Source organism: Corynebacterium sp. CCUG 65737 (genome assembly GCF_024454115.1).
Classification (GTDB): Bacteria; Actinomycetota; Actinomycetes; order Mycobacteriales; family Mycobacteriaceae; genus Corynebacterium; species Corynebacterium genitalium.
Genome location: NZ_JAGPZB010000011.1, coordinates 43,859 through 66,112, shown reverse-complemented (window position 1 = coordinate 66,112; position 22,254 = coordinate 43,859). Strand labels below are relative to the sequence as shown.

15 protein-coding genes and 1 tRNA gene are annotated in these 22,254 nt (G+C 63.6%); 8 read left to right on the top strand and 8 right to left on the bottom strand.

What is annotated here, in order from left to right:
• The first annotated feature begins 189 nt into the window (after positions 1 to 189).
• The 4 genes from KBX17_RS09150 (at position 190) to KBX17_RS09135 (ending at position 3,703) form a co-directional block, all read left to right on the top strand.
• Positions 190 to 615, top strand: a complete 426-nt coding sequence (locus KBX17_RS09150; protein WP_255997980.1) for a hypothetical protein — start codon at positions 190 to 192, stop codon at positions 613 to 615.
• Positions 615 to 1,436 carry a pentapeptide repeat-containing protein gene (locus KBX17_RS09145; protein WP_255997981.1) on the top strand — a complete coding sequence of 274 codons (822 nt, stop codon included), beginning with the start codon at positions 615 to 617 and terminating at the stop codon, positions 1,434 to 1,436. The genes KBX17_RS09150 and KBX17_RS09145 overlap by 1 nt, the downstream gene beginning before the upstream one ends.
• Before the next feature lie 12 nt (positions 1,437 to 1,448).
• Entirely contained in the window at positions 1,449 to 2,291 is an 843-nt protein-coding gene (locus tag KBX17_RS09140; protein ID WP_256019517.1) for a hypothetical protein, read from the top strand.
• A gap of 69 nt (positions 2,292 to 2,360) precedes the next feature.
• Positions 2,361 to 3,703 (top strand): IS3 family transposase gene (locus tag KBX17_RS09135; RefSeq protein WP_256019516.1). Its coding sequence is split into 2 segments (ribosomal slippage): positions 2,361 to 2,802 and positions 2,802 to 3,703, totalling 1,344 coding nucleotides; the frame shifts between segments, so codons are not numbered across the junction.
• 62 nt (positions 3,704 to 3,765) lie between these two features.
• On the opposite strand, the gene KBX17_RS09130 is transcribed toward KBX17_RS09135, so the two are convergent.
• A tRNA-Met gene (locus KBX17_RS09130) sits at positions 3,766 to 3,842 on the bottom strand.
• Positions 3,843 to 4,159: 317 nt separating this feature from the next.
• Positions 4,160 to 7,150 (bottom strand): UPF0182 family protein, encoded by a 2,991-nt coding sequence (locus tag KBX17_RS09125; protein ID WP_370687601.1) that lies wholly within the window; start codon positions 7,148 to 7,150, stop codon positions 4,160 to 4,162.
• A 117-nt stretch (positions 7,151 to 7,267) separates the two neighbouring features.
• On the opposite strand from KBX17_RS09125, the gene KBX17_RS09120 reads away from it, so the two are divergent.
• Positions 7,268 to 7,762, top strand: coding sequence for a PPA1309 family protein (locus KBX17_RS09120; protein WP_256019550.1), 495 nt, complete (start codon positions 7,268 to 7,270; stop codon positions 7,760 to 7,762).
• Between the two features lie 28 nt (positions 7,763 to 7,790).
• Positions 7,791 to 8,492, top strand: a complete 702-nt coding sequence (locus KBX17_RS09115; protein WP_256019514.1) for a hypothetical protein — start codon at positions 7,791 to 7,793, stop codon at positions 8,490 to 8,492.
• A 4-nt stretch (positions 8,493 to 8,496) separates the two neighbouring features.
• Here the strand turns inward: KBX17_RS09115 and KBX17_RS09110 are convergent, their stop codons facing one another.
• Entirely contained in the window at positions 8,497 to 9,594 is a 1,098-nt protein-coding gene (locus KBX17_RS09110) for a PDZ domain-containing protein (protein WP_256019511.1), read from the bottom strand.
• A gap of 111 nt (positions 9,595 to 9,705) precedes the next feature.
• On the opposite strand from KBX17_RS09110, the gene KBX17_RS09105 reads away from it, so the two are divergent.
• Complete coding sequence (locus KBX17_RS09105) at positions 9,706 to 11,187, top strand: zinc-dependent metalloprotease (protein ID WP_256019510.1); 1,482 nt, start codon at positions 9,706 to 9,708, stop codon at positions 11,185 to 11,187.
• Here the strand turns inward: KBX17_RS09105 and KBX17_RS09100 are convergent.
• Positions 11,184 to 11,687, bottom strand: a complete 504-nt coding sequence (locus KBX17_RS09100; RefSeq protein ID WP_256019508.1) for a M48 family metallopeptidase — start codon at positions 11,685 to 11,687, stop codon at positions 11,184 to 11,186. The two genes, KBX17_RS09105 and KBX17_RS09100, sit on opposite strands and share 4 nt — an antisense overlap.
• Positions 11,688 to 11,721: 34 nt before the next feature.
• Here KBX17_RS09100 and KBX17_RS09095 point away from each other — a divergent pair, with 34 nt between their 5' ends.
• Positions 11,722 to 12,567 (top strand): hypothetical protein, encoded by an 846-nt coding sequence (locus KBX17_RS09095; protein WP_256019507.1) that lies wholly within the window; start codon positions 11,722 to 11,724, stop codon positions 12,565 to 12,567.
• 16 nt (positions 12,568 to 12,583) lie between these two features.
• On the opposite strand, the gene KBX17_RS09090 is transcribed toward KBX17_RS09095, so the two are convergent.
• From KBX17_RS09090 to KBX17_RS09075, 4 genes are read right to left on the bottom strand one after another with little or no spacing between them, the layout of a single operon-like run.
• Positions 12,584 to 14,641 carry an ATP-dependent DNA helicase UvrD2 gene (locus KBX17_RS09090; protein ID WP_256019505.1) on the bottom strand — a complete coding sequence of 686 codons (2,058 nt, stop codon included), beginning with the start codon at positions 14,639 to 14,641 and terminating at the stop codon, positions 12,584 to 12,586.
• A 3-nt stretch (positions 14,642 to 14,644) separates the two neighbouring features.
• Positions 14,645 to 15,763 carry a TrkA family potassium uptake protein gene (locus tag KBX17_RS09085; protein WP_005286028.1) on the bottom strand — a complete coding sequence of 373 codons (1,119 nt, stop codon included), beginning with the start codon at positions 15,761 to 15,763 and terminating at the stop codon, positions 14,645 to 14,647.
• A gap of 11 nt (positions 15,764 to 15,774) precedes the next feature.
• Positions 15,775 to 19,068: an ATP-dependent helicase gene (locus KBX17_RS09080; protein ID WP_256019548.1), complete on the bottom strand. Its 3,294-nt coding sequence runs from the start codon at positions 19,066 to 19,068 to the stop codon at positions 15,775 to 15,777.
• Between the two features lies 1 nt (position 19,069).
• On the bottom strand, positions 19,070 to 22,192 hold the full coding sequence (locus KBX17_RS09075; protein ID WP_256019504.1) for an ATP-dependent DNA helicase: 3,123 nt from the start codon (positions 22,190 to 22,192) through the stop codon (positions 19,070 to 19,072).
• Positions 22,193 to 22,254 lie beyond the last annotated feature (62 nt).

Genomic DNA, 22,254 nt, shown 5'->3' with positions numbered 1-22,254 from the left:
TGAGCTGGCCCGATAAGTTCACCCACAGTTTCTCTTTTGGCTAGTCGCCCGGGCGGGGCGTTTCGTTGACTCCGCATTGCGGAGTCCCTGCGGTTTTGCTGTCGCCCGGGACCTGGGCCGCGGCTCGCACAGCGACGGCCCACCCATCCAGCTAGGCTGGCCTGACCGACAAGCTGGAGGGGTAAACGGATGAGCGAACCGAACGACGATCACCTAGGAGAAATTGTCCCTTGCAGATTCACCGAAGCTGATTTCGAAACGGGCCTGGCATGCATGCCGGGGTGGGTTCCCGCTGAATACCGGAACTTCCTTGAACAGCACGGAGTTTTCCACATCGCCGGTGTGGACTGGCTTTCGCCGGCCTCCGCACCAAATAGCCCTTTCAGCGTTGAATCTGGGCATGAGCAACTGACCCAATCAGCAGAGATGTTCGGAGAAGACCCGGATAGATGGTTCTCGGTTGCAATCTTTGACCTCGATGAATTCGCGTTGTACCACCTCAAGGACGACGGCTCCACGGAATTTGGCCACTTCCACTTCGAGGACCTGGAATATGTCGAAGGTCCATTCCCGACGATGACAGACTGGATGCGCACCTACACGGAGGAAATCTGATGACCGATCCCGCAAACGCACTGCCCGACAAGGTCATGGGGCCTGTCGACGACATGCTTTTCGACGAGCACGTGTTTGAGTCCGTGACGTTCCATGGCGCCCTGTTCCGCAATTGCACATTCAATGCCGTGGCTTTCCACAATTGCACGTTTAGAACCGTGCGGTTTGAAAACTGCCGCATTCAGCAACCACGGTTCGAAAAATCAACGGTTGAACACATCGCCTTGATTGATACCGCAGTCATCTCCCCCGTTCACCCGCTGAAAGGCGATTGGTTCGACCGGATCAGTGGAAGCACGCTGACCGATGTCGTCCTGCGCAAGGGTAAATTCCTCTACGACATCGTCGAGCACACCACGATCAGCGGACACCTCGAAGACGTCAGCTTCATGGAGCATCACACCAAGACGCAGCTGGACGAGGTCGACCTGTCCCAGTGCACCCTGGCGAACGTCAGCTTCACCGGCGTGCCGATGCAGCGCGTCAAACTGTCGGAGCATGACCAGAGCTTTGTCGACGAGAACTGGATCCAGACCGCTGATGAACTCCGCCAGCTCACATTGTCCTACTTCGACGACGAGAACTCGCGCAAACGTAAAGCGGCAGAGCAGCTGTTCAACATCATCGAAGCGGACGCATCCAACTTCCGCTCGAAGTACGACCTTCATCGTCCCGACCTGGACAGCCTCGGTTACGACGAGCGGCGCGGAGCACGCTACATCGATGAACTGTCTGGCACGACGAAACCCGAATGGATCCGCGAACCGATCGCCGAACTCTACGCAGAGATCGGCTGGACACCGCCGAGACCCGCACAATAAGGAGACCGGCTCATGTCCACTACGTTCAATCAGATGTTCGGCGAGTCAGGATCATCGAGCATTGAGTTTGAAGGGAAAACCCTTCACGGACGCCTGAGAATCAATCCTCAGAAGGAGCACCAAACTCTCATCGAGTGGTACTTTGACTCGCCCCACCCTCCGGAAGAGGTCGCCATCCGGGTCAAAGCGTTTCGCTGCAGCTTCCGGTTCCCCGGCATGGACACATCCAAAGAGGTGCTCGGGGTGCACGGGGAGGCGAACCGGGGGTGGGTGATCGTCGATAAGCTTGGCGACGATCCCATCGTGACCGTCACGAACGCCTGGATGGACCGCACATTCGGTGGGCAGTTCATCCAAGACCTCGGCAACCACGCCATGCTTATCGACGAAGTCGAGCCAGGCACCTTCCGCATCCGCGCAAACAACGCCAGCCCGGAAGACCGCATGGCCTTTAGCGACTTCACTGGGACCGTGAAAGTGACAACCCTGGCCGAGCCCGCTGACTACGAGGCGGGATACGGCGTCATCCACCCCGACTACCCCATTGAGCACTACCGCTACATCGACACCGGCGGTGAAGCTCTCACCCCCGAGGCCTACGCCGAAATGGCTTTCGTAGTTGACGACACGGCAGAGCCCACGAAAGCCATCGACATAGTTGGCTATCGGTGGTGCGATGTCGTCGACATCATCGGGCATGGCGAGAACTTCATCGATATGCGCCTCGACCTCGAAGAAGAATCCATGAGCGAGTTCGGCATCCGCGACGAAGCCAAGTTGTGGGGCTTGGCTGCTGTGCGTCTGAGCGATGGCACCATCCTCGAAGACGGCACCATCCGATACAAAACCCCCTAGCCGGTATTGAACTGCTCCCCATTAGTTGGACTGAGAAATCAGTTATCGACTAGTGGGGAGTAGTTTTCATTGAGATCACGCAGTTCGCTGTGTGAGGGCCAGCGTGAGCAGTTAGTTGATCTTTTCGAGCAGGGTATGGGTTCTGGTGCCGCTGCGCGCAGGGTTGAAGTTTCGAGATATGCATCGCGCGCGCTCTATCGGCGGTTTCAGCTACATGGCAGGCTATGTCTCGTGGAGAAACCGACGCAGCGGCAGTACTCGTTCGAAATCAAGAAAGCAATCGTCGAACGCCACCTCGCTGGCGAGACGAAGATGGATCTTGCGCGTGAGTTCGGCTTGTCTTCTGATCAGCTGGTCAAAGACTGGTCGTTGAAGTGGCGCCAAGGTGGCGATGACGCGTTGAAGCCGAAGCCGAAGGGCAGGCCCAAAGGCTCGTCCGCGCCGAAGAGGCTCACGGAGGAGGAGAAGCTTCGCCGCCGGATCGAGCGGTTGGAGGCGGAAAACGCTTACCTAAAAAAATTGCGGGACTTGAGGAAGCAGGGACCCGCCTGAAAGTCCAGGCGATCGTCATCCTCAAGTCGCACCACCGCCTGGAGTACCTGCTAGAGGCAGCAGGTATCCCGCGGTCGACGTTCTTCTACCACCAGAAACGACTCGGTGAGCCGGATAGGCATGCTGTGCTCAAAGACGCGATCCGGGAAAGCTTCGAGCGCAATAAGCATCGCTACGGCTACCGGCGAGTACTGCTGGACCTGCGTAATCACGGCTGGGTGGTCAACCACAAGCTTGTTTTCAAGCTCATGCGTGAGATGGGTCTTCGAGCCAAGGCCCGCCAGCACAGGCCTTACATCTCCTACTCCGGAACCGTCAGCCGCATCGCTGACAACAAGCTCGAGCGCAACTTCACCCCGGACACGCCAAACACCGCCTTTGTCAGCGATGTCACCGAGTTCAGAATCGCAGGCCGCAAAGTGTACTTGTCGCCAGTGATGGATCTGTTCGACCGCTCAATCGTCGCCCACACCGTGGCTACATCGCCGTCGACAGCATTTACCGCCACGTCTTTGACCAAGGCAATCGTGGCGTGTGCACCTGAACCCGGGTGGATAATGCACACCGATCAAGGCTTCCAGTACCAGCACTCGACTTGGCGCAAACTCATTGACGAACACGGTGGTGTTCAGTCGATGTCGCGTAAAGCCAACTGCTACGACAACGCGGTCATGGAGAACTTCTTCGGACACCTGAAAACCGAGATGTACCACGGGGAAGTCTTCGACACCGTCGAGGAGTTCATTAACGCACTCGATGGCTACATCGAGTGGTACAACACCGAACGCATCCAACAACGCCTCCAGGGCCTGACCCCGATGCAATATCGGAATCAGGCCCTGGAACCCCTACCCGCCTAGAATTAAACCAGTCCAACTTTCGGGGGCTAGTTCATATCACGCCAGCTAGGGGGTTTGAACGTTGGTAGCGGGGGCCAGATTCGAACTGACGACCTCTGGGTTATGAGCCCAGCGAGCTACCGAGCTGCTCCACCCCGCGTCGAGTGAGTTATGAACTTCACCTGCTGCCGTATCGGCAACGGGTGTTAACTATACGCAGACTTGCCCTGAACAACAAATCCCCTGGCCACACCGGAAAGTGGACCAGGGGCTCGTGGGGGTGTTCACCACCCGTTCGCCGGGGGTTCGCCAGCTGTTCAGGCTGGGGCGGTGTGAACGATTTAGCGCACCGGCCCATAAGTCCAAGACAATAACTGCCGGTCAGGAACTTACGCCGCGACCATTATGGAGCTGGAACCCTCATATCGTTCACCGCTAATGGGTCGGAGACGGCCCGCCAGGCCGCGCCAGTCCCAACTACTGCCCCTTCTGGTAGTCCTCAACGGCACGATCGAGCTCGTCAAGGGCTCGGCCGTATTCCTCGAAGGAACCGTCACGAGCGTCCTCGAGGCCGCGCAGGGCCTCGTCGATAGCCGTCAGGGCTTCCTCTTGGTTAGCCGGCGGGGCTGTGTCGCCGTCGGCCTCGCTTTCCTCGCTCTCCGCGTCGGTGTTGTCCGGGTCCGTTGCCGTGGCCTGATCCTCGGCGTCGGAAGTAGTCGAGTCGTCGGAGTCCACGATGGAGATGTCTTGGGCCTCCTTCGCGTCAATGCCCACCTGGCTGAGCGCCTGGGAGATCGTCGGGGCGTAACCGACGCGACCCTTGTAGAACACCAGCACACGCAGCAGCTTCGGGAACGCGGACTCCTGGTCCTTGCGCTGCGAGTAAATCGGCTCGACATAAAGGATCTCGCCGTTAGCAACCGGCAGGGTGAGCAAATTACCGTTCTTCAGCGTGTTGGAGCCCTCCCACAGGGTGCGGTCGCGGGCGACCTGGTCAGAGGACATCAGCGCGTCCTGAGCCTGCTTCGGACCCTGCGTCTGCGTATTGGTCGGCAGAACGCGGACGGTGATCTGGCCGTAGTTGTCCGGGTCGGAGGTGACCGACATGTGCGCGGCGAGGAACTCACGGCTCAGACCGCGGTACGGGGTGATCAGCTGGAAGGTCGGGTCACCCGTTTCTGGGTCGGCGGCCACAACGTAGTACGGCGGCTGGTTGAGCTCCTGGCGGCCTTCCGGCGCGGTCGGGTCGTTCGGGACGGACCAGAAGGCGTCGTTGTTGAAGAACACGCCCGGGTCAGACACGTGGTAGCGGGCCAGCAGCTCGCGCTGGACCTTGAACAGGTCTTCCGGGTAGCGCAGGTGGTCGCGCAGCGAATCGGAAATCTCCGAAGCGGGCTTCACCGTGTCCGGAAAAGCACCCATCCACGCCTTGAGGACGGGGTCCTCTTCGTCGAAGGCGTAGAGGTCGACCGAACCGTCGTAGGCGTCGACTGTCGCCTTGACGGAGTTGCGGATGTAACCGACCTCGTTGTTGACCAATCGCTGGTTGGTGCCCTCCGGGTTGAGCGCGTCCTGCGTGGTGTTCTGCAGGGATTCACGGGTGGAGTACGGCAGGGCAGACAGCGTGGTGTAGCCGTCGACGATCCACTTGATGCGGCCGTCGATAACAGCGGGGTACGTGGTGCTGTCGGTGGTCAGCCACGGTGCGACCTTCTCCACGCGCTGGCGCGGGTCACGGTCGTACAAGATCTTGGACTCGCTGCCGACACGGTCCGACAGGATGAGGTTGAGTTCCTGGTACTGCACCGCGTACGCGAGGCGGTCGATCCAGTTGCCGATGCTCACGCCGCCTTCACCGTCATAGGTGAACGAGGAAGAGTCGGTGTCGTACTCGAGCGGGCCCTGGCCGACATCGCCGACGATGGCGTAGTCGAGGCCATCTTCAGCGGACGCAATGACTGGGCCGTAGTAGACGCGCGGCTGGTCCACACGGATACCCAGCTCTTCGGCGTCTTCCTTTTCTTCCGCGTTGGCGTTGGCTTGCAGGTCCGACACCGTGAACACCGGCAGGCCACCGCGGGTGGAGCCGGCGTCCTGGGCAGCTTCGTCGACAATGTTGGCCTGTGCAGCCACAAAGCCGTTTCCGTGCGTGTACACCGTGTGGCGGTTGAGCCAGTCTTGCTGGTTCTCACGCAGAGCATTCGGGTCCAGCTCGCGAGCCGCGACGACATAGTCGCGCAGCTCCCCGTCGACTGTGTAGCGGTCCATGGCCAGCTGGTCGGGGAAGCCGTAGAAGTTGCGCAGCTGCTGATTCTGCGTGAACGTCGGCGACAGGATCTCCGGGTCGAGCAGACGGATGTTGGAGATAGTCGCGGAGTCGCGGCCCACTTCCCCGTCGTTCGTGCTTTCGGAACCCCAGTTGCTTTCGTAGGTCACTGTGGCGTCGGTAAGCCCGTACGCCTCACGCGTGGCTTCAATGTTGCGCTGAATGTACTCGGACTCGCGCGCCTGGCGGTTGGGTTTGACGGAGAACTGCTCAACCATCGCGGGCCATGCCTGGCCGATAATGAGCGAGGAGAACAGCATCAGCACAGTCGCCAGCACGGGGATGCGGAAATCGCGGAAGATGATCGACACAAAGAATGCCGCCGCTACCAGCACCGCGATGACTACCAGGATGATGCGCGCCGGCAGCTGAGCGTTGATATCGGTGTAGGAGGCACCGGTGAAGATGTCATTGCTGTCGTAGAGCAGCGTGTAGCGCTCCAGCCAGTAGTCAAGCGCCTTGACCAGCATCCACAGACCGGCAGTGACAGCGAGCTGGACACGCGCAGGCTTGGAAATGTGGCCCCGTGTTCCGCTGACTTGGTTGGCCACCCGGATGCCGCCCAGCAGGTAGTGGGTGACCAAAGCGACAAGGAAAGCAACGATCAGCAGCATCGACAGCACACTGACCACCGTGGACAGCGCCGGCAGGGCGAAGGCGTAGAAGCCTAAGTCACGGCCGAATTGCGGGTCCTGGGAGCCGAAGGAGGAGGAGTTGATCCACAGCAGGAATGTCCGCCAGGAGCCCTGCCCGATCATGCCGCTGATGAGCCCCACCACGATGGGCAGCCACACCAGCATGGAGCGCACGCTGGACTGGATGGAGGACTGGTATGCCGCCATCGGCGAATTCGGGTCGGCGAAGACGGAAACCCGTTCGCGGGTGCGCCACGCGATGAAGGCGGCGGCCCACGTGATCGCGCCGCCGAGCAGACCGAAGATCACGAACAGCGCCACACGGGCGAGGATGACGTTGGTGAACACCCCGCGGTACCCCACCTCACCGAACCAGCGAAACTCTGTGTAGAGGCCCACAAGTAGGGGGACGAGAAACAGAATCAGCGCAATGATTCCGAAGGTCACCAGTAGTTTATTCGTGGATTTCCCCGACTCCGGGCGGGGGCGGTTCAGGCGCGTGGCCAAATCCAGCTCCTTATAACGGCTTAGAACGATGAACTATTAAGCTTTAACACTAAAGTGCCTAACGCCTAAAAGACCAGAAGGGTTCCCCAGTTGCGCCAGCAAGCTCTCAACAAGGCCATGATGGAGGCCGTCGAGTTCGTCCACGCGGAAGGCTGGGACTCGCCGCCCACGCTGTTCGCCCTGGTACCGACGGAGTTGGTCGTGGACCAGCTCGCCGCACTCGACGAGGAGGCAGATTCCCCGTTGACCTTGGTGGTTCAGGAGCTCCCGGAGCACATCCTGCCTGGTTCGGACGAGTTGGGCGATTACATTGCGCGCCTGGCATGGCCGGAAGAGGTCGAGGGCATCATCCTGGCGCAGGAGATCGTCTTCGTGGACACCAGCGGCACTGCCGAAGCGTCCCCGGCCCGGTTGTTCTCCGGCGTGCTGCGGGACGAAGACATTGAGCAGACCTTGCTGCAGATCCGCCCGACCGAAGAGGAGCTGGAAGCGGCTGGCCCGTTCGCAGAAGACGATATCCAACTGCGCGGCGGACCCAACGTCGCACCCGCAGTCATCGGCGCATTGCGGTATAGCTTGGAGAACGATCCGCAGGAAGACGATCTACACTAAGGGGGTCTACTTTAAAGGAGTTACCCCCGTGCCGTCTTCGTCCCTGCCCCGCCATCGCCGTGCGCCTGTCGCGCTCGCGGCGATGAGCTTGGTTGTCACGCTCGCCGCCTGCTCTGACAAAGAGAGCAAAGAGCCTTTGCCGGCACCTGCGCCGGAATCCACCTCCGCTGAGACTGTGGCCGACGAATCCACGGCTGAGGAATCCACGGCGGAGACCAGCAAGCAGAACGGGTGGCGCCGCCGCAGCGACGATCCAGAACTCGTGGCTCAAGTCGCGGAGCAATTCGCGGCGCTTGCGCCCGCAGAGCTTTTCGACGCACTAGATACCTGCTCGGAAACCAGCCTGAAAGGCTCCATCGAATGCACCGGCGCTGATGTGGGAAAGATCCAGTTCTTCGAGTCCGAGTCCATGGCCGCAGACACAAAGGATCTGCTGACTGGGCTGAGGAGCTCCCGCATCGTTGAAGAGTCCGAGGACGGCAACAAGATCGTCGGCTGGTCGATGCTGGGCCGGACCGCCGTCCTCACCGTGGTGGACTCCGACAAGGGCCAGCTGCTGCAGCAGATGGTCGACAGCGGAGATGTTGACCCTGAGCAGCGCATTTACGAGCTGGGGCTAGCTGAAGACGACGGCAGCGGAGTGAAGACCCCTGCGCTCGCCACGGATGAAGAAGAGCAGGAAGGCGAGCAAGAAGAGCAAGACGCGAAGCAGCTGACCAACGAGCAGTAGCGCGCTAGTCCGCCGAGCAGGTTTTGACGGGGGATCCTTCGGAGAAGGCGGACATGGCGGCTACTGCGTCGTCAAGCGTGGCGACGCTCGCGACAACCATATCCCCCGCATCGACCTTGCTTGCTTCCTTGCAGTTGTTCTCGGGCGCGAGGAAGAGTTCTGCGCCGCCGTCGCGCGCGCCTTCGATCTTGTGCGTGATGCCGCCGATCGGACCGACGGAGCCATCTTCGGAGATGGTGCCGGTGCCCGCGACGTGCTTGCCGCCGTTGAGTTCGCCGGGCGAGAGCTTATCGATGACCGCGAGCGAGAAGATCATTCCTGCGCTCGGGCCTCCCACGTCGTTGAAGTTGTAGTTCACCGCAACATCGCCAGTGGGCTCCGAAGACATGGTCACACCCAGCAGCGGGACGGACTCATCCTGGGGGTTGGTGCCGAGGGTGATGGTGGCCTCCCCCGGCTCACCGTCGCGCTCGTACGAAATAGTGAGCTCGTCGCCGGGATTCTTTGACCGGACGAGGTCCTGGACCTCCTGCGGGGCGGAAACATCGGTGCCATCGACAGCTGTGATGATGTCTTCGGGCTTGAGTGCGTCGGCCGCAGCGCCGTCTTCGAGGACGTCGTGAATGAGGACGCGGGTCGGCTCCCCCAGGTAGCGCATTGCCGCGACCGTTGCGGCAGCTTCGGAGGCGACGAACGTGGCCTCATTGTGCTTGCGCATCTCCTCGTCCGACATATTTGCCGGCATGATCTGGTTGATCGGTACGAGCGTGTCATCGGAGATCAGCCAGCGGCTCAGTGCTTGCCCCACGGTCATGTTGGTGCGCACAGACACTGTCGTCATGTCCAGGCTGCCTGCGGTCGGATCGACATCCACCCCCTCAATTTCGATGACGGGAGTGCCATCGACTTCTTCCAGGGTGTTGAACGTCGGCCCCGGCCCCTGCGCCGCGAACGGCACTGTGAACCGGATATCGGTCCCCGGAATGCCCCCGGCCACGAACAACGCAGCCGCCACCGCAAGGGGAATACCGCCCCACACCACCGCAGCACGGCGGCGTTTCACGGAAGGAGCGGGTTGGTCCGCAGTAGCAGGCAAAGTCACGGCAGTAAAGCCTACAACAGCCTGTTCAAAAGACCGTGTTCGCTTAGAGCGTTGCCTGCTCAGCCCGTTTTTCATTGTAGGGCGTGTTTCACCGCCGGTAGGCTGGCCACCATGGTTAATGGATTCGGGTTCTCTTTCCCTAACGACGACCGCGATGATCGCGACGACCGGGACGGCCAGGACGGAAACGGCCGCAACGACGGCAACGGCCGCGACGATCAGGGCCGCCAGGACAACCCGTTCGGCCAGTTCGGGTTCGGCATTGGCGGCACCCAAGGCTTTAGCGGCGGCTTCGGCAACCTCGGCGAGGTCCTGGGCCAGTTCAGCGAGATGCTCTCCGGCTTGGGCGAGCAGGCCAATAAGGGCGGCCAAGAGCGCCCCAAGCAGGACGCGGTCAACTACGACGTGGCGCTGCGCGCTGCCCGCCAGGTGGTCAAGAACCCGCGTGGTGCGACTGCAGGCGACACGAATGCCGTTACGGAGTCGACGAGGCTTGCGAACCTGTGGATTGATGACGCAACGGCGCTCCCCGATTCCGGCTCCCGCCCCGAGGCATGGAGCGCGGACGACTGGCTGACCAACACCCTCCCCACCTGGAAGCGCATGGTCAGTCCAGTCGCGGAGCACATGGCCCGCGCCCAGCTCGACGCGATGCCGGAAGAAGCACGCGAGATCTTCGGCCCCATCACGCAGATGCTCGGCCACTTCAACTCGATGAACTTCGGCGCCAAGCTCGGCCAGGCACTCGGTGACTTAGCCAACCAGGCGCTGACCGGCAATGACTTCGGCCTTCCGGTCGCGCCGAAGGGTGTCATCGGCATCGTGCCGAAGAACATTGAGCCGATTTCGGAGCAGCTGTCTGTGCCGGGGCAAGAGGTGCTCGTCTACATCTCGGCGCGCGAGGCCGCCCGCCAGCGCCTGTTCACCCACGTGCCGTGGCTCGTCGAGCGCATTGTGTCGTCGGTTGAGGAGTACTCCGTCGGCCTGGAGCTGGACACTTCCCACATTGAGGAGAAGATCCGGGATCTCAACCTCGAGTCGGGCGACCCAGCGAAGATCCAGGAAGCGATGCAGGAGATGCAGGGCATGGACATGTCCCCGCGCGTCACTTCGCGCAACGCTGCCGCAGCAGATCGTTTGGAGACGCTGCTCGCGCTCGTCGAGGGCTGGGTCGAGGTTGTCGTTGAGGATGCCCTCGGCTCCCGCATCCCGTCCACTGCGGCGATGACGGAGTCGTGGGCACGCCGCCGCGCGACCGGCGGGTCCGCTGAGAACGCCTTTGCCAACGTCGTCGGCATTGAGCTGGGCGCTCCGAAGACGAACGAAGCCGCTGACCTGTGGCGCCGCGCTACCACTGCCGTCGGTGCGGAGCGCCGCGACAAGGTGTGGGATCACCCGGACCTGTTGCCCACGGGCGAGCACTTGGAGAATCCGGCAGCCTTCATCGACACGCTTCTCGACGACGCGCCGGACGACCAGTTCGACGAAGAGATCGCCAAACTCGAGGAAATGCTCGCGGAAGAGCCCGGCCCAAGCGAGGACGACCGCGGTACTGACGGCAGCTCCGGCACCGAGGACGACAAGAACGACTAGTTCTGCCCGAACCTCTGGAACGCCTCTAGATAGCCCTTCGCGCGTTCAGCGCGGGGGGCTTTGTCGGCGTGCTCCCAGAACTCAGGACCGTGGCCGGGGATGAAGGTGTGCACGAGTTCGTGGACCAGCACGGCGTCGACCACCCAGTCGGGCACGTCCCGTAACCGGTCGGAAATGCGAATGTCACCGGTCGCCGTGCTGCAGGACCCCCACAGTGTCGACTGGTTGGAGGTCCACCGCACGGACCCGATGCGCGCTTGCCCGTCGAGGACGGAGTCGTTGAGGGACTGTGCGCGAGCGAGCAGGTCCTCGTCGGACAGCGTGCTGGTGGTGAGTTTGCGCTCCATCTTCGCCAGGATTCCGTCGACAGCGTCGCGTTCCTGTGCGGCGGTGAAACGTGCCGGAATGCGAACTTCAATGCGGTCGCCTTTGAACCGTGCCTGCACGGTGCGGGTCCTTCGCGCAGAGCGGATCACGTCCACGTTGTCGCGGTCGAGCATGCGCAGTGTCCTCCCGTGTGCTGCAATGGCTCCTATGGGGGACTCAACATTAGTTCGTTTAGCGCCCGGTGTGAATGTGCTGGTCCGTGGGGAGGGATCGGTGCAGTTCGGGCTGGATGCGTCGAGAAGCGCGGTGCTGGACACGGCGCACCCGCGCGAGCTCAAGGACATCCTAGATGCCATGATCGAGCCTACGGCCGTGCGCGATGTTCTCAACGCCCTGCGAGGCATTCCCGAGATTGATGAGCCGGAGGCGCGGACGCTGGTCAACGATTTGCTGAACTACCGCATCCTCGTCGACGCCAACGAACGCACCGTCGTGGTGCTCGGCACTTCAGCATTGGCGGACGAGGTGGTGCGGTTGCTCCGCGCCGGCGGGATCACAGTGCGCACACCGCTTATCGACGAACGCCTCCACCCCTTCCTTTCCCGCCAATCCCCTGATACACCCGTCGTGGTTGTTGACCAGGTGCCCCAGCTGGTGCGGCTGCGCGAGGCGCTGGCCGATCACGCCGGGTGGATCATCCCGGTATTCACACTGGATTCGCGCGTGGTGGTCGGCCCGGCAAGCCTCGACGGGGACGGTCCGTGCCTTGAGTGTGTGCTCATGCACGCCCAGGAGCGCGACCCGCACACGCATGTCACCGCTACGGCACTGTCGCAGGCCTCGAGCACGAATGCCCCGGATCCTGCGGTGGTCGCCGCTGGCGCAGCTGCCGCCGCGGTGATCGTGCGCCGGTGCGCGGAGGTGCCAGAACCTCCCGGTGTGCTCGTTCCGGAAGCGGAGCCCGGAATCGCGCTGATCATCGACCCCTTCGGGCCGCAGTGGGTGGCTGAGCACCCCCTGGGCACGCACAAGAGCTGCCCTGCCTGCTTGTGAGGGGGCACGGAAGGGGTCAGCGGAAGTCTTCCAAGACGGCCAGCACGTCCTCGCCGTACTGTTCCAGCTTGGACGGGCCGATGCCGGAGATGTCCAGTAGTTCTGCGAGGCTTGCCGGCATCGCCTCGACGACAGACAGAAGTGTCGCATCAGTGAAGACCATGTACGGCGGGTGCTGCTTCTCGCGGGCGGTGTCCAAGCGCCACTGCTTCAAGGCTGTGAATGCGGCCTCGTTGTAGGTCGGCTCGCACTCCTCGTGCCGGCCGAGGGTCTTCTCGGCGGGCGTGGTGATGGGGTTGCCGCACACCCGGCATCTCTTCGGACGCTTGAGGCGGTCAGGGGTGGTCTCGACGTCGAGCTGCGGGGCAATACCGTCGAGGAACCGGGACCTGTCGCGGCTTTTCCGACCACCCTCCTGGCGGGCAAACGACCACGACAAGTGCAGGTGTTCGCGGGCGCGGGTGATGCCCACGTAGAACAGGCGCCGCTCCTCCTCAATCTGCTCGTCGCCAGCCTTGATCGCATGCGAGATGGGCAGCGTCTTCTCCACCAGGCCAACAAGGAAGACCGCATCCCACTCAAGGCCTTTGGCGGCGTGCAGGCTGGCCAACGTCACACCGTCGACAGCCGGGGGCTGCTTCGACTCCGCGCGCTGGCGCAGCGACTGCAACACTCCGGGCAGCGAGTCTGCTTCCCCAGTGTTCACGATGTCGGCGATGAGCTCCACCAACGCGTTGAGTGTCTGCCACCGTTCACGCTGCTGCGCACCCTCGGGTTCCGTGGCACTCAGACCCAGCGGGGCGAAAGCGGCGCGGGCGACAGTCACCGGGTCGTCCGGCAGGTCGTTGCGGCGGGTGGCCTGCACGAGCACGCCGATCGCCTCGCGGATCTCTGGGCGGTTGAAAAAGCCTTCGCCGCCGCGGACTTGGTAGACGATGCCAGCGTCAGACAACGCCTGCTCGAACACCGCCGACTGCGCGTTGAGGCGGTAGAGGATGGCGATCTCGCGGGGTGGGACGCCGCCGTCGATAAGCGTGCGAATCTGTGCCGCGACTTCGCGCGCCTCCGTCGGCTCATCAGCATAGGACGCGAACGTCGGCTCCGGGCCTGGTGCGCGCATGCCCTGCAGCTCAAGGCGGGTGCCAGCAGCGCGGCCGGACGCTTTGGAGATCACGGTGTTCGCCAGATCCGTCACCTCCGGGGTGGAGCGGTAGTCGCGCTGCAGCTTGACCACGGTCGCGTGCCCGTACGTCCGCGAAAAGTTCAGCAGATAGTCCGGGGAAGCCCCGGTGAACGAGTAAATGGTCTGGTTAGCGTCGCCGACGACAGTCAGATCATCGCGCTGGCCCAGCCAGCCTTCAAGCACACGTTGCTGGAGCGGGGTGACATCTTGGTACTCGTCGACGACGAAGGTTTGGTACTGGGTGCGGAACTCCTCTGCCACCGCTGGCGCGTTCTCCAGGGCTCCGGCGACGTGGAGCAGCAGGTCGTCGAAGTCGAGCGCCATGCCCTCGGGGCTGGTCTTCGACTGCTCGTAGCGCTTGTACACGGCGGCGACCTTCTCCGCGTCCGTCGGCGGTTCACGGTGGGAGTTAGCGATGGTCTCGGCGTAGCTTTCCGGGGTGACCAGGGACGCTTTGGCCCATTCGATCTCGCTGAGCAGATCACGCACCATATCCTTGTGGGACTCAAGTCCAACGGAGCGCGCTGCGCGACCGACCAGCGGGAATTTGTTGTCAATGAGGTGCCAGGGCATGTCACCTGCTACCTGCGGCCAGAAGTAGCGCAGCTGGCGTAGCGCGGCGGCGTGGAACGTGCGCGCCTGCACACCACCGATACCCATGTCGCGCAAACGGTCACGCATCTCCCCTGCCGCACGCGAGGTGAACGTCACGGCGAGCACGCGCTGCGGGGCGACAAAACCTTGATCGATGAGGTGCGCGATGCGGTAGGTGATGGTGCGCGTCTTACCGGTGCCAGCGCCGGCGAGAATGCACACCGGCCCGCGCGGAGCGGTGGCGGCGACGAGCTGATCGGGGTCGAGCTGAGTTTCGAGCTGGCTCAGGTCGATCATCGGCTAGCGGTCCTCTTCCTCTGCGCGGGCGGCTTCGCTCAGGTCGTCCGGAGTCTCGTCGGTGTAGCGGATGTACAGCAGGCGGTCGCCCGGCTCGACGGTCTCCGCCTCCGGCGAATCGAGGCGGTAGAGCTCGCCAGAGCGAACCACGCCCAGCACGATGTCGGCGAGGTGCCGGGGGTTGGCGCCGACTTCGTCGTCAATAATCGCGCGCTCAGCCACGGCGAAACCGGCATCGGGGCTGAGCAGGTCCTCGATCATCTCCACCACCGTCGGTGTCGACGTAGCGATGCCGAGCAGGCGGCCCGCGGTTTCCGAGGAGATGACCACCGAGTCCGCCCCGGACTGCTCGAGCAGGTGCTGGTTCTCGCCTTCGCGTACCGACGCGACGATGTTGACCCCCTGGTTGATCTCACGCACCGACAACGTGACCAAAACGGCTGTGTCGTCGCTAGACGGTGCGACCACCACGGAGCGTGCACGGCTCACACCGGCAATCTTCAACACGTCGGACTTGGTCGCATTGCCGTGGACGGCGATCAGGCCGCGGTTCTCCGCGTGGGACAGGGCCTCCTGGTTGTCGTCGATCACGACGATCTCCGACGGCGGCATGCCTTCTGCGATCAACGCCTCGACCGCGGAGCGGCCCTTCGTTCCATAGCCGACGACGATGGTGTGGTTGCGCACGGTTTTCCTCCAGCGCTGCAGTTGCAGGGTCTTACGCGAGTCTTCGGTCAGGACGGACAAGGTGGTACCGACGAGCAGCATCAGGAACGCCACACGCATCGGGGTGACCACCAAGATATTCACTAGGCGCGCCGTCTGCGTCACCGGGGTGATGTCGCCGTAACCTGTGGTGGATAGCGACACCGCTGAGTAGTACACCGCGTCAATGAAGGTGAGGTGCTCCGAATAACCGTCCTTGTCCAGCCACACAAGCACAGCGACGATGACAACAAGCAAGATGGCGTACAGGAACCGCCGGCTGATCAGTGCCCACGGCGTCGCCTTGTCCGCCTGCGGCAGACGGATGACATTTAGTAGAGCGTGGTCTGGCAACGCCGTCAACTCGTCGCTGCGGTTATCGCGGAAACGGATCGGCGGACGAAACGATGGTGCCATGGGTCACCTCCTTAATGCTGCATGTCTATATCGGACTCTAGACCTCTTGCCGCGGCGGTTTGCAGCAGCTCCTCCAGCTCGCCGCGTTCTGGCAGGTCGTGCGGGGCGAAGTCTTCCCCGGTGCGGACGTAGAAGAACACTGCGTTGACTGGCAGCCCGTCGCCGGCGATGCGTTTCCACGCCTCCCGGTAGACGGCCAGCTGCAGTTTCGCGGCCCGCATCTCCGTCGCCTGGGGTTTGGCGCCGGTCTTCCAGTCGACGATGGTCCAGCTGCCGTGCGGCGCCTCTGGTGTGGGCGCGTCACGGTACACAGCGTCAATGCGGCCGCGCACGCTCGCCGAGCCCAAGTCGATCTCAAAGGGGTGCTCGATGTGCGCCGGAGCGCGCTGCGCCCAGTGGCTGGCCTCAAAGGACGCCTTGAGGCGTGCCAGTGTGGTCGCGTCGACGTCGGGTTCGGTGTTGCCGGGCAGCTCGTCGTCGTCGAGAAGCGGGCGCGCACCGAAGAACCCCTCGATCCATTCGTGGAACGCTGTTCCGCGCTTGGCATAAGAGTTCGGTTTGAACGGCACCGGGCGGCGCGCGCGGCGGGCGAACTGCTCCGGGTTGGCGCGCAGCGCGACGATGTCGGAGGCGGTGAGCATTGCGGGCATGATGACCGGCACCGACGGGCTCATGGTGGCCTCATGCTCCTCGATCAGCGCTGTCACATCGCGCTCCCACAGCCCGTAGAGCTCACCGGCGGTGAGCTGCGGCAGGTCCTTAAGGGCCGCGTTGACGCGCTCAGCGGCATCCACTGCGGCAGGCTCGGCGCTGTAGTGCGGCCAGAAGCCTTCGCGTTCGCGAATGTCCGTCAGCTCATCCGTCACCGTCCCGTCCCACCAGGACAACACCTCCGCCATATCCCGGAAAGGCAGGAAGTGGGCGTAGGGCTCCACCGGCTTCTTCCGCGTCGGAGAGATCCCGGACGCCGTGACCAAAAGACGCCGCTCCGCCCGGGTCACCGCGACATAGAACAGGCGCGCTGACTCTTCGGCAAGCTCGGCGGTCTTGTCCTTTTTGTACTGGTTGGTGAGCTTCTGGAAGTCGCTGCGGGTGTCGGCTTCGTCGAGCGCCGTGTACGTGTCGTCCGGGATCGTCGCCACATACCCAAGGAAAGTCTCCGCCGTTCCGCCGTACGTTGCGGCGTCAGCGTGGGCGACAGCGACGGTGCGCCATTCCAAGCCTTTCGCCTTGTGCGCGGTGAGAATCTGCACTCGGTCGCCGGTGTTGGCAACAGTTCCGGGCGCCAGGCCGTCCTCATGCTCGGTGGCTAGCTCCAGGTAGTTCAGGAAGCCTTCCAGATCCGCACCCGGATAGGACGCGACCGTTTCAGCGAATTTGTCCAGATGCACAGTGCCGGTGTCGGAGGGGCGGGAGAGCACCTCGGTGCGGATGCCGAAGATGGAGATGATGTCGTCGAACAGGTCCGACAGGCGCTTCCCCAAGCTGCGCATGCGCAGGGCGCGCAGCTGCGAGGACAGCATCTGCAGGCGGGCCAGACCTTCCTCCGTGTAGCGCTCCGGCTCACCGAGGTCTGCCACCGCGTCGGCTAGACCAACGGAGCGCTCATTCTCCCCGACGGCGTTCTCGGCCTCGCGGATCAGGTCGGTGAGCTGGGCTTGCAACCGTTCCCGCGGATCTGCATCAGGCCTCAGCGCCGCTACAGCGCTGTCGTCTTGGTCGTGCGCCCGGCCGCCGGCCAGGTTCACTGCTCGCCGAGACAAGGCCGTGATGTCTTTCAGCCCCAACCCGCATGCGGGGCCAGCCAGGATGCGTAGAGCAGCGGCAGAATCTTGCGGGTGAACGAGCATTTTCGCGACAGCCACCGCATCGGCGACCTCCGGCACGGTCAGGAGACCTGCCAGACCGACAATCTCATAAGGGATGCCGCGCTCCTCCAGAGCTTCAGCAATCAGTGCGGACTGCTTGTTCTTGCGCACCAGCACAGCCGAGGAGACATCACCGTGCTCCGCCAACTGCTCGTGGAAGTCCACGGCCAGCATGTCAGCGACGGCGGCGATTTCCTCGTCCACAGGCCCGTAGAAGCCCACCTCTACAGTGCCGGGATCAGACGCCGGATTCGGATTGAGCGGTTCGACGGCGCGCTGCGGCCCCGGGGCGCCGAGCACGGCCGACGACACTGAGTTGGCCAGTGCCAGCACTTCCGGTGGGTTGCGCCATGAGGTGGTGAGCTGGGCTTTCGGGGCGGAGGCACCGTCGGCAAGCGGAAAGTCGTCGACGAACGCCTGCAGATTAGCGGCAGTGGCTCCGCGCCAGCCGTAAATCGCCTGCATCGGGTCACCGACGGCGGTGACGGTCAGCGGGTACGGGTGCCGCGCGAGGTCGTCGCGGTTTTCGCCGAACAAGCTGCGCAGAAGCACGCGCTGGGCGTGGGAGGTGTCCTGGTATTCATCCAACATGACCACCCGGAAGCGGCCGCGTTGGCTCTCCCCGACCGACGGGTGGTTACTGGCCAGTTGCGCCGCGACGGACATTTGCTCGTTGAACGTGACCACTCCGCGTTCGCGCAGCTCGCGGCTGAGCTCCTCCGCGAGGTCGGTGTAGGCGGCGCGAAGACGCTGCTTGTCTATCCAGCCGCGGACTTCCTTGGCGTACTGCTCTTTCGCTCTGCCGCGGGGAAGGGCTGCGACGTTATCAATGAACGCCTCCGCTTCCTCCCGCACCCGCGACGGCGGCATGAGGTCGTTGCCCATGTTGGCCACGAGCCGCAGCAGAGTGTCCACGACGGTGCTCACACCGGGGTTCGCATCGACACCGTCGAGCAAAGCGCCACCGTGATTGCTCACTACGTCCCAGGCGATGGAATGCAGCTCGGCATCGGTGATAAGCCGCGCGTCAGGCTCCACGGGGACGAGCAGGCCGTATTCGCGGATGAGGTCGCCGGCAAACGCGTCATAGGTGGACACGGTCGGCGCGATGACCTCGAGTGTCTCGGCCAGCCCGCCGCTGGGGTCCAAGTGGCGCACCAGCTGCTCATTCGCGGCGAGCTTCTCCAACCGGGTACGAATGCGCCTACCCAGCTCGTGCGCGGCCTTTCGCGTGAACGTCAGGCCGAGCACTTCCTCCGGCCGGACGTAGCCGTTGGCCACCAGCCACACAACGCGGGCCGCCATCGTTTCGGTCTTGCCCGCGCCCGCGCCAGCGACAACGAGGAGCGGGCCTGGGTCTGCCCCGATGACCGCCGCCTGCTGATCGGTCGGCGGGAACTTCTCCTTCAGGTACCGCGACAGTGTCACGGGTTGCATGTCAGCCACGGGTGGTCACCTCCCCTTCCGGTTGCACCGGACAGATTGCTTTGACATGGCAAAAGTCGCAGTGCTTGCCTGTCACAGCGCGCAGCCGAGGCCCGGTCATCTCCGCAGGCAGCGTGGCAATGCGCGCCGCGAACTCCTCGAGTTGCTCCGCGTCCTTTGGGGCTTGGTGGGCAGCGGTCACCTTCACCTGGTCGCTGCCAGGGTAAATCAGCGTTCCCCCGCCGACGTCGAGGGAGTCGGTCTCACCCGCCGTCGCCACCGAGGCGTCTGTGCCCTCCCTCAGAGCCCCGCGCGACAGTGCGAGCTGGTAGGCGAACAGCTGCGGGTTTTCTTCCGCCTCTGCGGCAGACGGATGATTCTTGCCGGTCTTCAAGTCGACGATGTGGACCGCTCCGCTTTCCTCGCGCTCCAGCCGGTCGATCCGACCGCCGATTCGCAGGCCCGGTGCGACCTCCACGTCGACCGGAACTTCTGTGTCCACAAGCTCGAACGTGCCGCGCGTCTCCTCGACCCATTGCGCCGCGCGACCGAGCAGACGCGTGAATTCCCGCAGATCGCTGACCTCTTTCCAGGACGGAACGGTGAACAGCGCGCGGTATGCCTCCAGCGTGTCCGCTTGGGCGAGTTCCACATCGGCCCCGTTTCCGACAGCCTCGAAGAAGTAGTGCGCGAGCGTTCCGCGTGTCATTGCGTCGCTCGACGCCGGCGCGACATCGCGCTCCAGCACGTTGCGCATGGGGCATTCCAGTAGTCCCTCAATGCGCGAGGGCGACAGGCGTCCAGGCGGTTCCACACCTTCGCTTATCGACGCCTCCCTGATCCCCCACCACTGACCCGGATCCGCCCCAGGCACACCGGCCTCGGCGAGGCGGGCGAGCTGGCGGGCAGCCTGGCGTTTGACGTCCTCGCTGGAGGACTCGTCGGTGATGGCGCGGCGCAGTTCAGCAACAATGTCTTCGACTGCGAGCACCCGGACCGGTGCCACATCGACGTGCACTTCTTCTCTGCCGGTGGTACTAGTGTCCACCCCGTCGAACAGGGTCTGCTGCTCAGCAGCTCCGGACGCGGCAGTGCCGGTGCTGACATGCTCCGGAATGATGCCACGCGCATCGGCGAACTGCTGCACGAAGCGCGAGGGCTCAATGACCTCATCCCCGTCCGGGGCGTCCACAGCGGTGACGATCACCTGCTCCGTCGCACGGGTGACAGCGACGTGGAAGAGGCGGAGTTCCTCCTTGAGGCGGTCCACGGTGTGAGAGACCGGGGTCGACGGATCAATGCCTTGATCGATAAGGTCGATGAGGTCTTCCTGGCGCATGAGCGTGCCGGTCTCGCTCAGTGTGGGCCATGACAGCTCCTGCACTTCGCTGACGATGACGCGGGCGAATTCACGCCCCGCCACACCGTGGGCCGTGAGCAACGGCACCGCGTCCGGAACGGCGGTGCGCCGGTCGCGCACACCGGTGGGCAACTCCTGCTCCTCAATGTGCGCGATGAAAGCCTCAATGGTGGCAGTCGGGCGACGCTCAGTGAAGTCACCCGCTGCGTCGAACAGCGCCATCATCGCGTCAAGGTCACGGTCTGCCTGGGATCCGGCCGCCCCGCCGCGCAGCGCAATGGCCATGAGGGATTCTGCCAGACCAGTCTGCGCCCAGACGGCCCAGAGCACCTCTTCGACGCTGCCGCCGTCGTCAAGCGAAGTGCGCCCAGCTTCCAGAACCCCGCGGATGCGGTCCAGGATGTCCAGCTCGCGCTGGGTGAGCATGGCTCCGAAATCGGGCAACTCTCCGCGCAACGCCAGCAGTTCGCTCAGCGTGTCCTCCGCGCGGACCTCTGGCCGCCAGCGGCGCAGGCCGCGCAGCAGACGACGCAACGTGACCGGATCTGCACCACCGACCGGTCCGAGCAGGAGCTCACGCCAGTGCGTGGCATCCAGACCGTTCAGAGCGCGCAGACCCAGCAGCATCGCAGCGACAATGCGTTGCTCCCCCAATACGAGGTCCGTCGGGTTGATCGCCACTGGCACCCCTGCTTGGAGGAGCGTGCGACGCAGCGGTTCGATCATCCCTACCGAGCGCACGACGACTGCCATGTCCCGCCACGGCACCCCCTCTTCCAGATGGGCGCGGCGCAAGGTGTCGGCTACGAACGCGTTGTTCATCGCGCCATCCGGAGCGATGACAGCGCGTGCAGTGGGAGTGCGCCGGGAAACACCGAGGTCGATGGTGGGCGCGTCCAGATTCTTGAAGAACAACGGGGAGGCGCCACGGAACCGGAATACAGCCTGCTCCTCGTCACCACCCACCACGGCAAGGTCCGCCTCCGCGATGAGTTGGTTCACAAGGATGCCGGAGGCGGGGTCGAGGTGCTGAGCATCGTCGATAAGCACTGTGCCCCACGTGCGCGGCAGTGGGCGCCGCACGACCTCGGCCACGAGCTCGGAGGCGGAATAACTGCGAGCGCCGTAGAGCGCCATGACATCCTGGTACTCGGCGAGGAAATCCCCCGCCGCGGACCAGACCGGAATGCCGTGAGTGCGGCCCATGTCCCGCAGCTGACCGGGAGTGAGGGTGCGTTCGACGGCGCGGAGCAAGAAATCGCGCAGCTGGCGGGCAAACCCGACCATGGGCAACGCAGGCCGCAGCTCCTCCGGCCACGAGCCAGTGCCGTCGGCGGCATTGCCCTGCAACAGCTCACGGATGGCGAAGTCCTGCTCAGCACCCGAGATCAACCGAATCGGGGTCGCCGCGGCGGCCGCCGGATCCTCGCTGGCGCGCAGCAACGCGAAGGCCAAGGAGTGGACGGAGCGGGCGATCGGCTCGTCAGCCACGAACCCGGAAGAGGTGAGCTTCTCGGACAATTCCTCGCGCACGCGGGCTGCCGACTCCTTCGACGCCGTGACGAAGACGATGCTGGAAGGGTCCTGTCCAGCTGCGATGCGGGCGGCGGCAACGTCGATGAGGAAGCTCGTCACACCGGCCCCAGCCTCACCGGTGACCTTGTGCACACCGCGTCCGGGCAGATCAACCGGCCACGACCGCGTGCTGTCGCGGCGCTCCCGGTGGACCAGGTAGGCCTGCGGGTTCGGAGGGAGAGTCAGGTGCGGCGAACTCATGGATAACAGTCTCTCATCTCACCCCGACATCGGGGCGGAACACGCCGCAAAGGAATAGAACA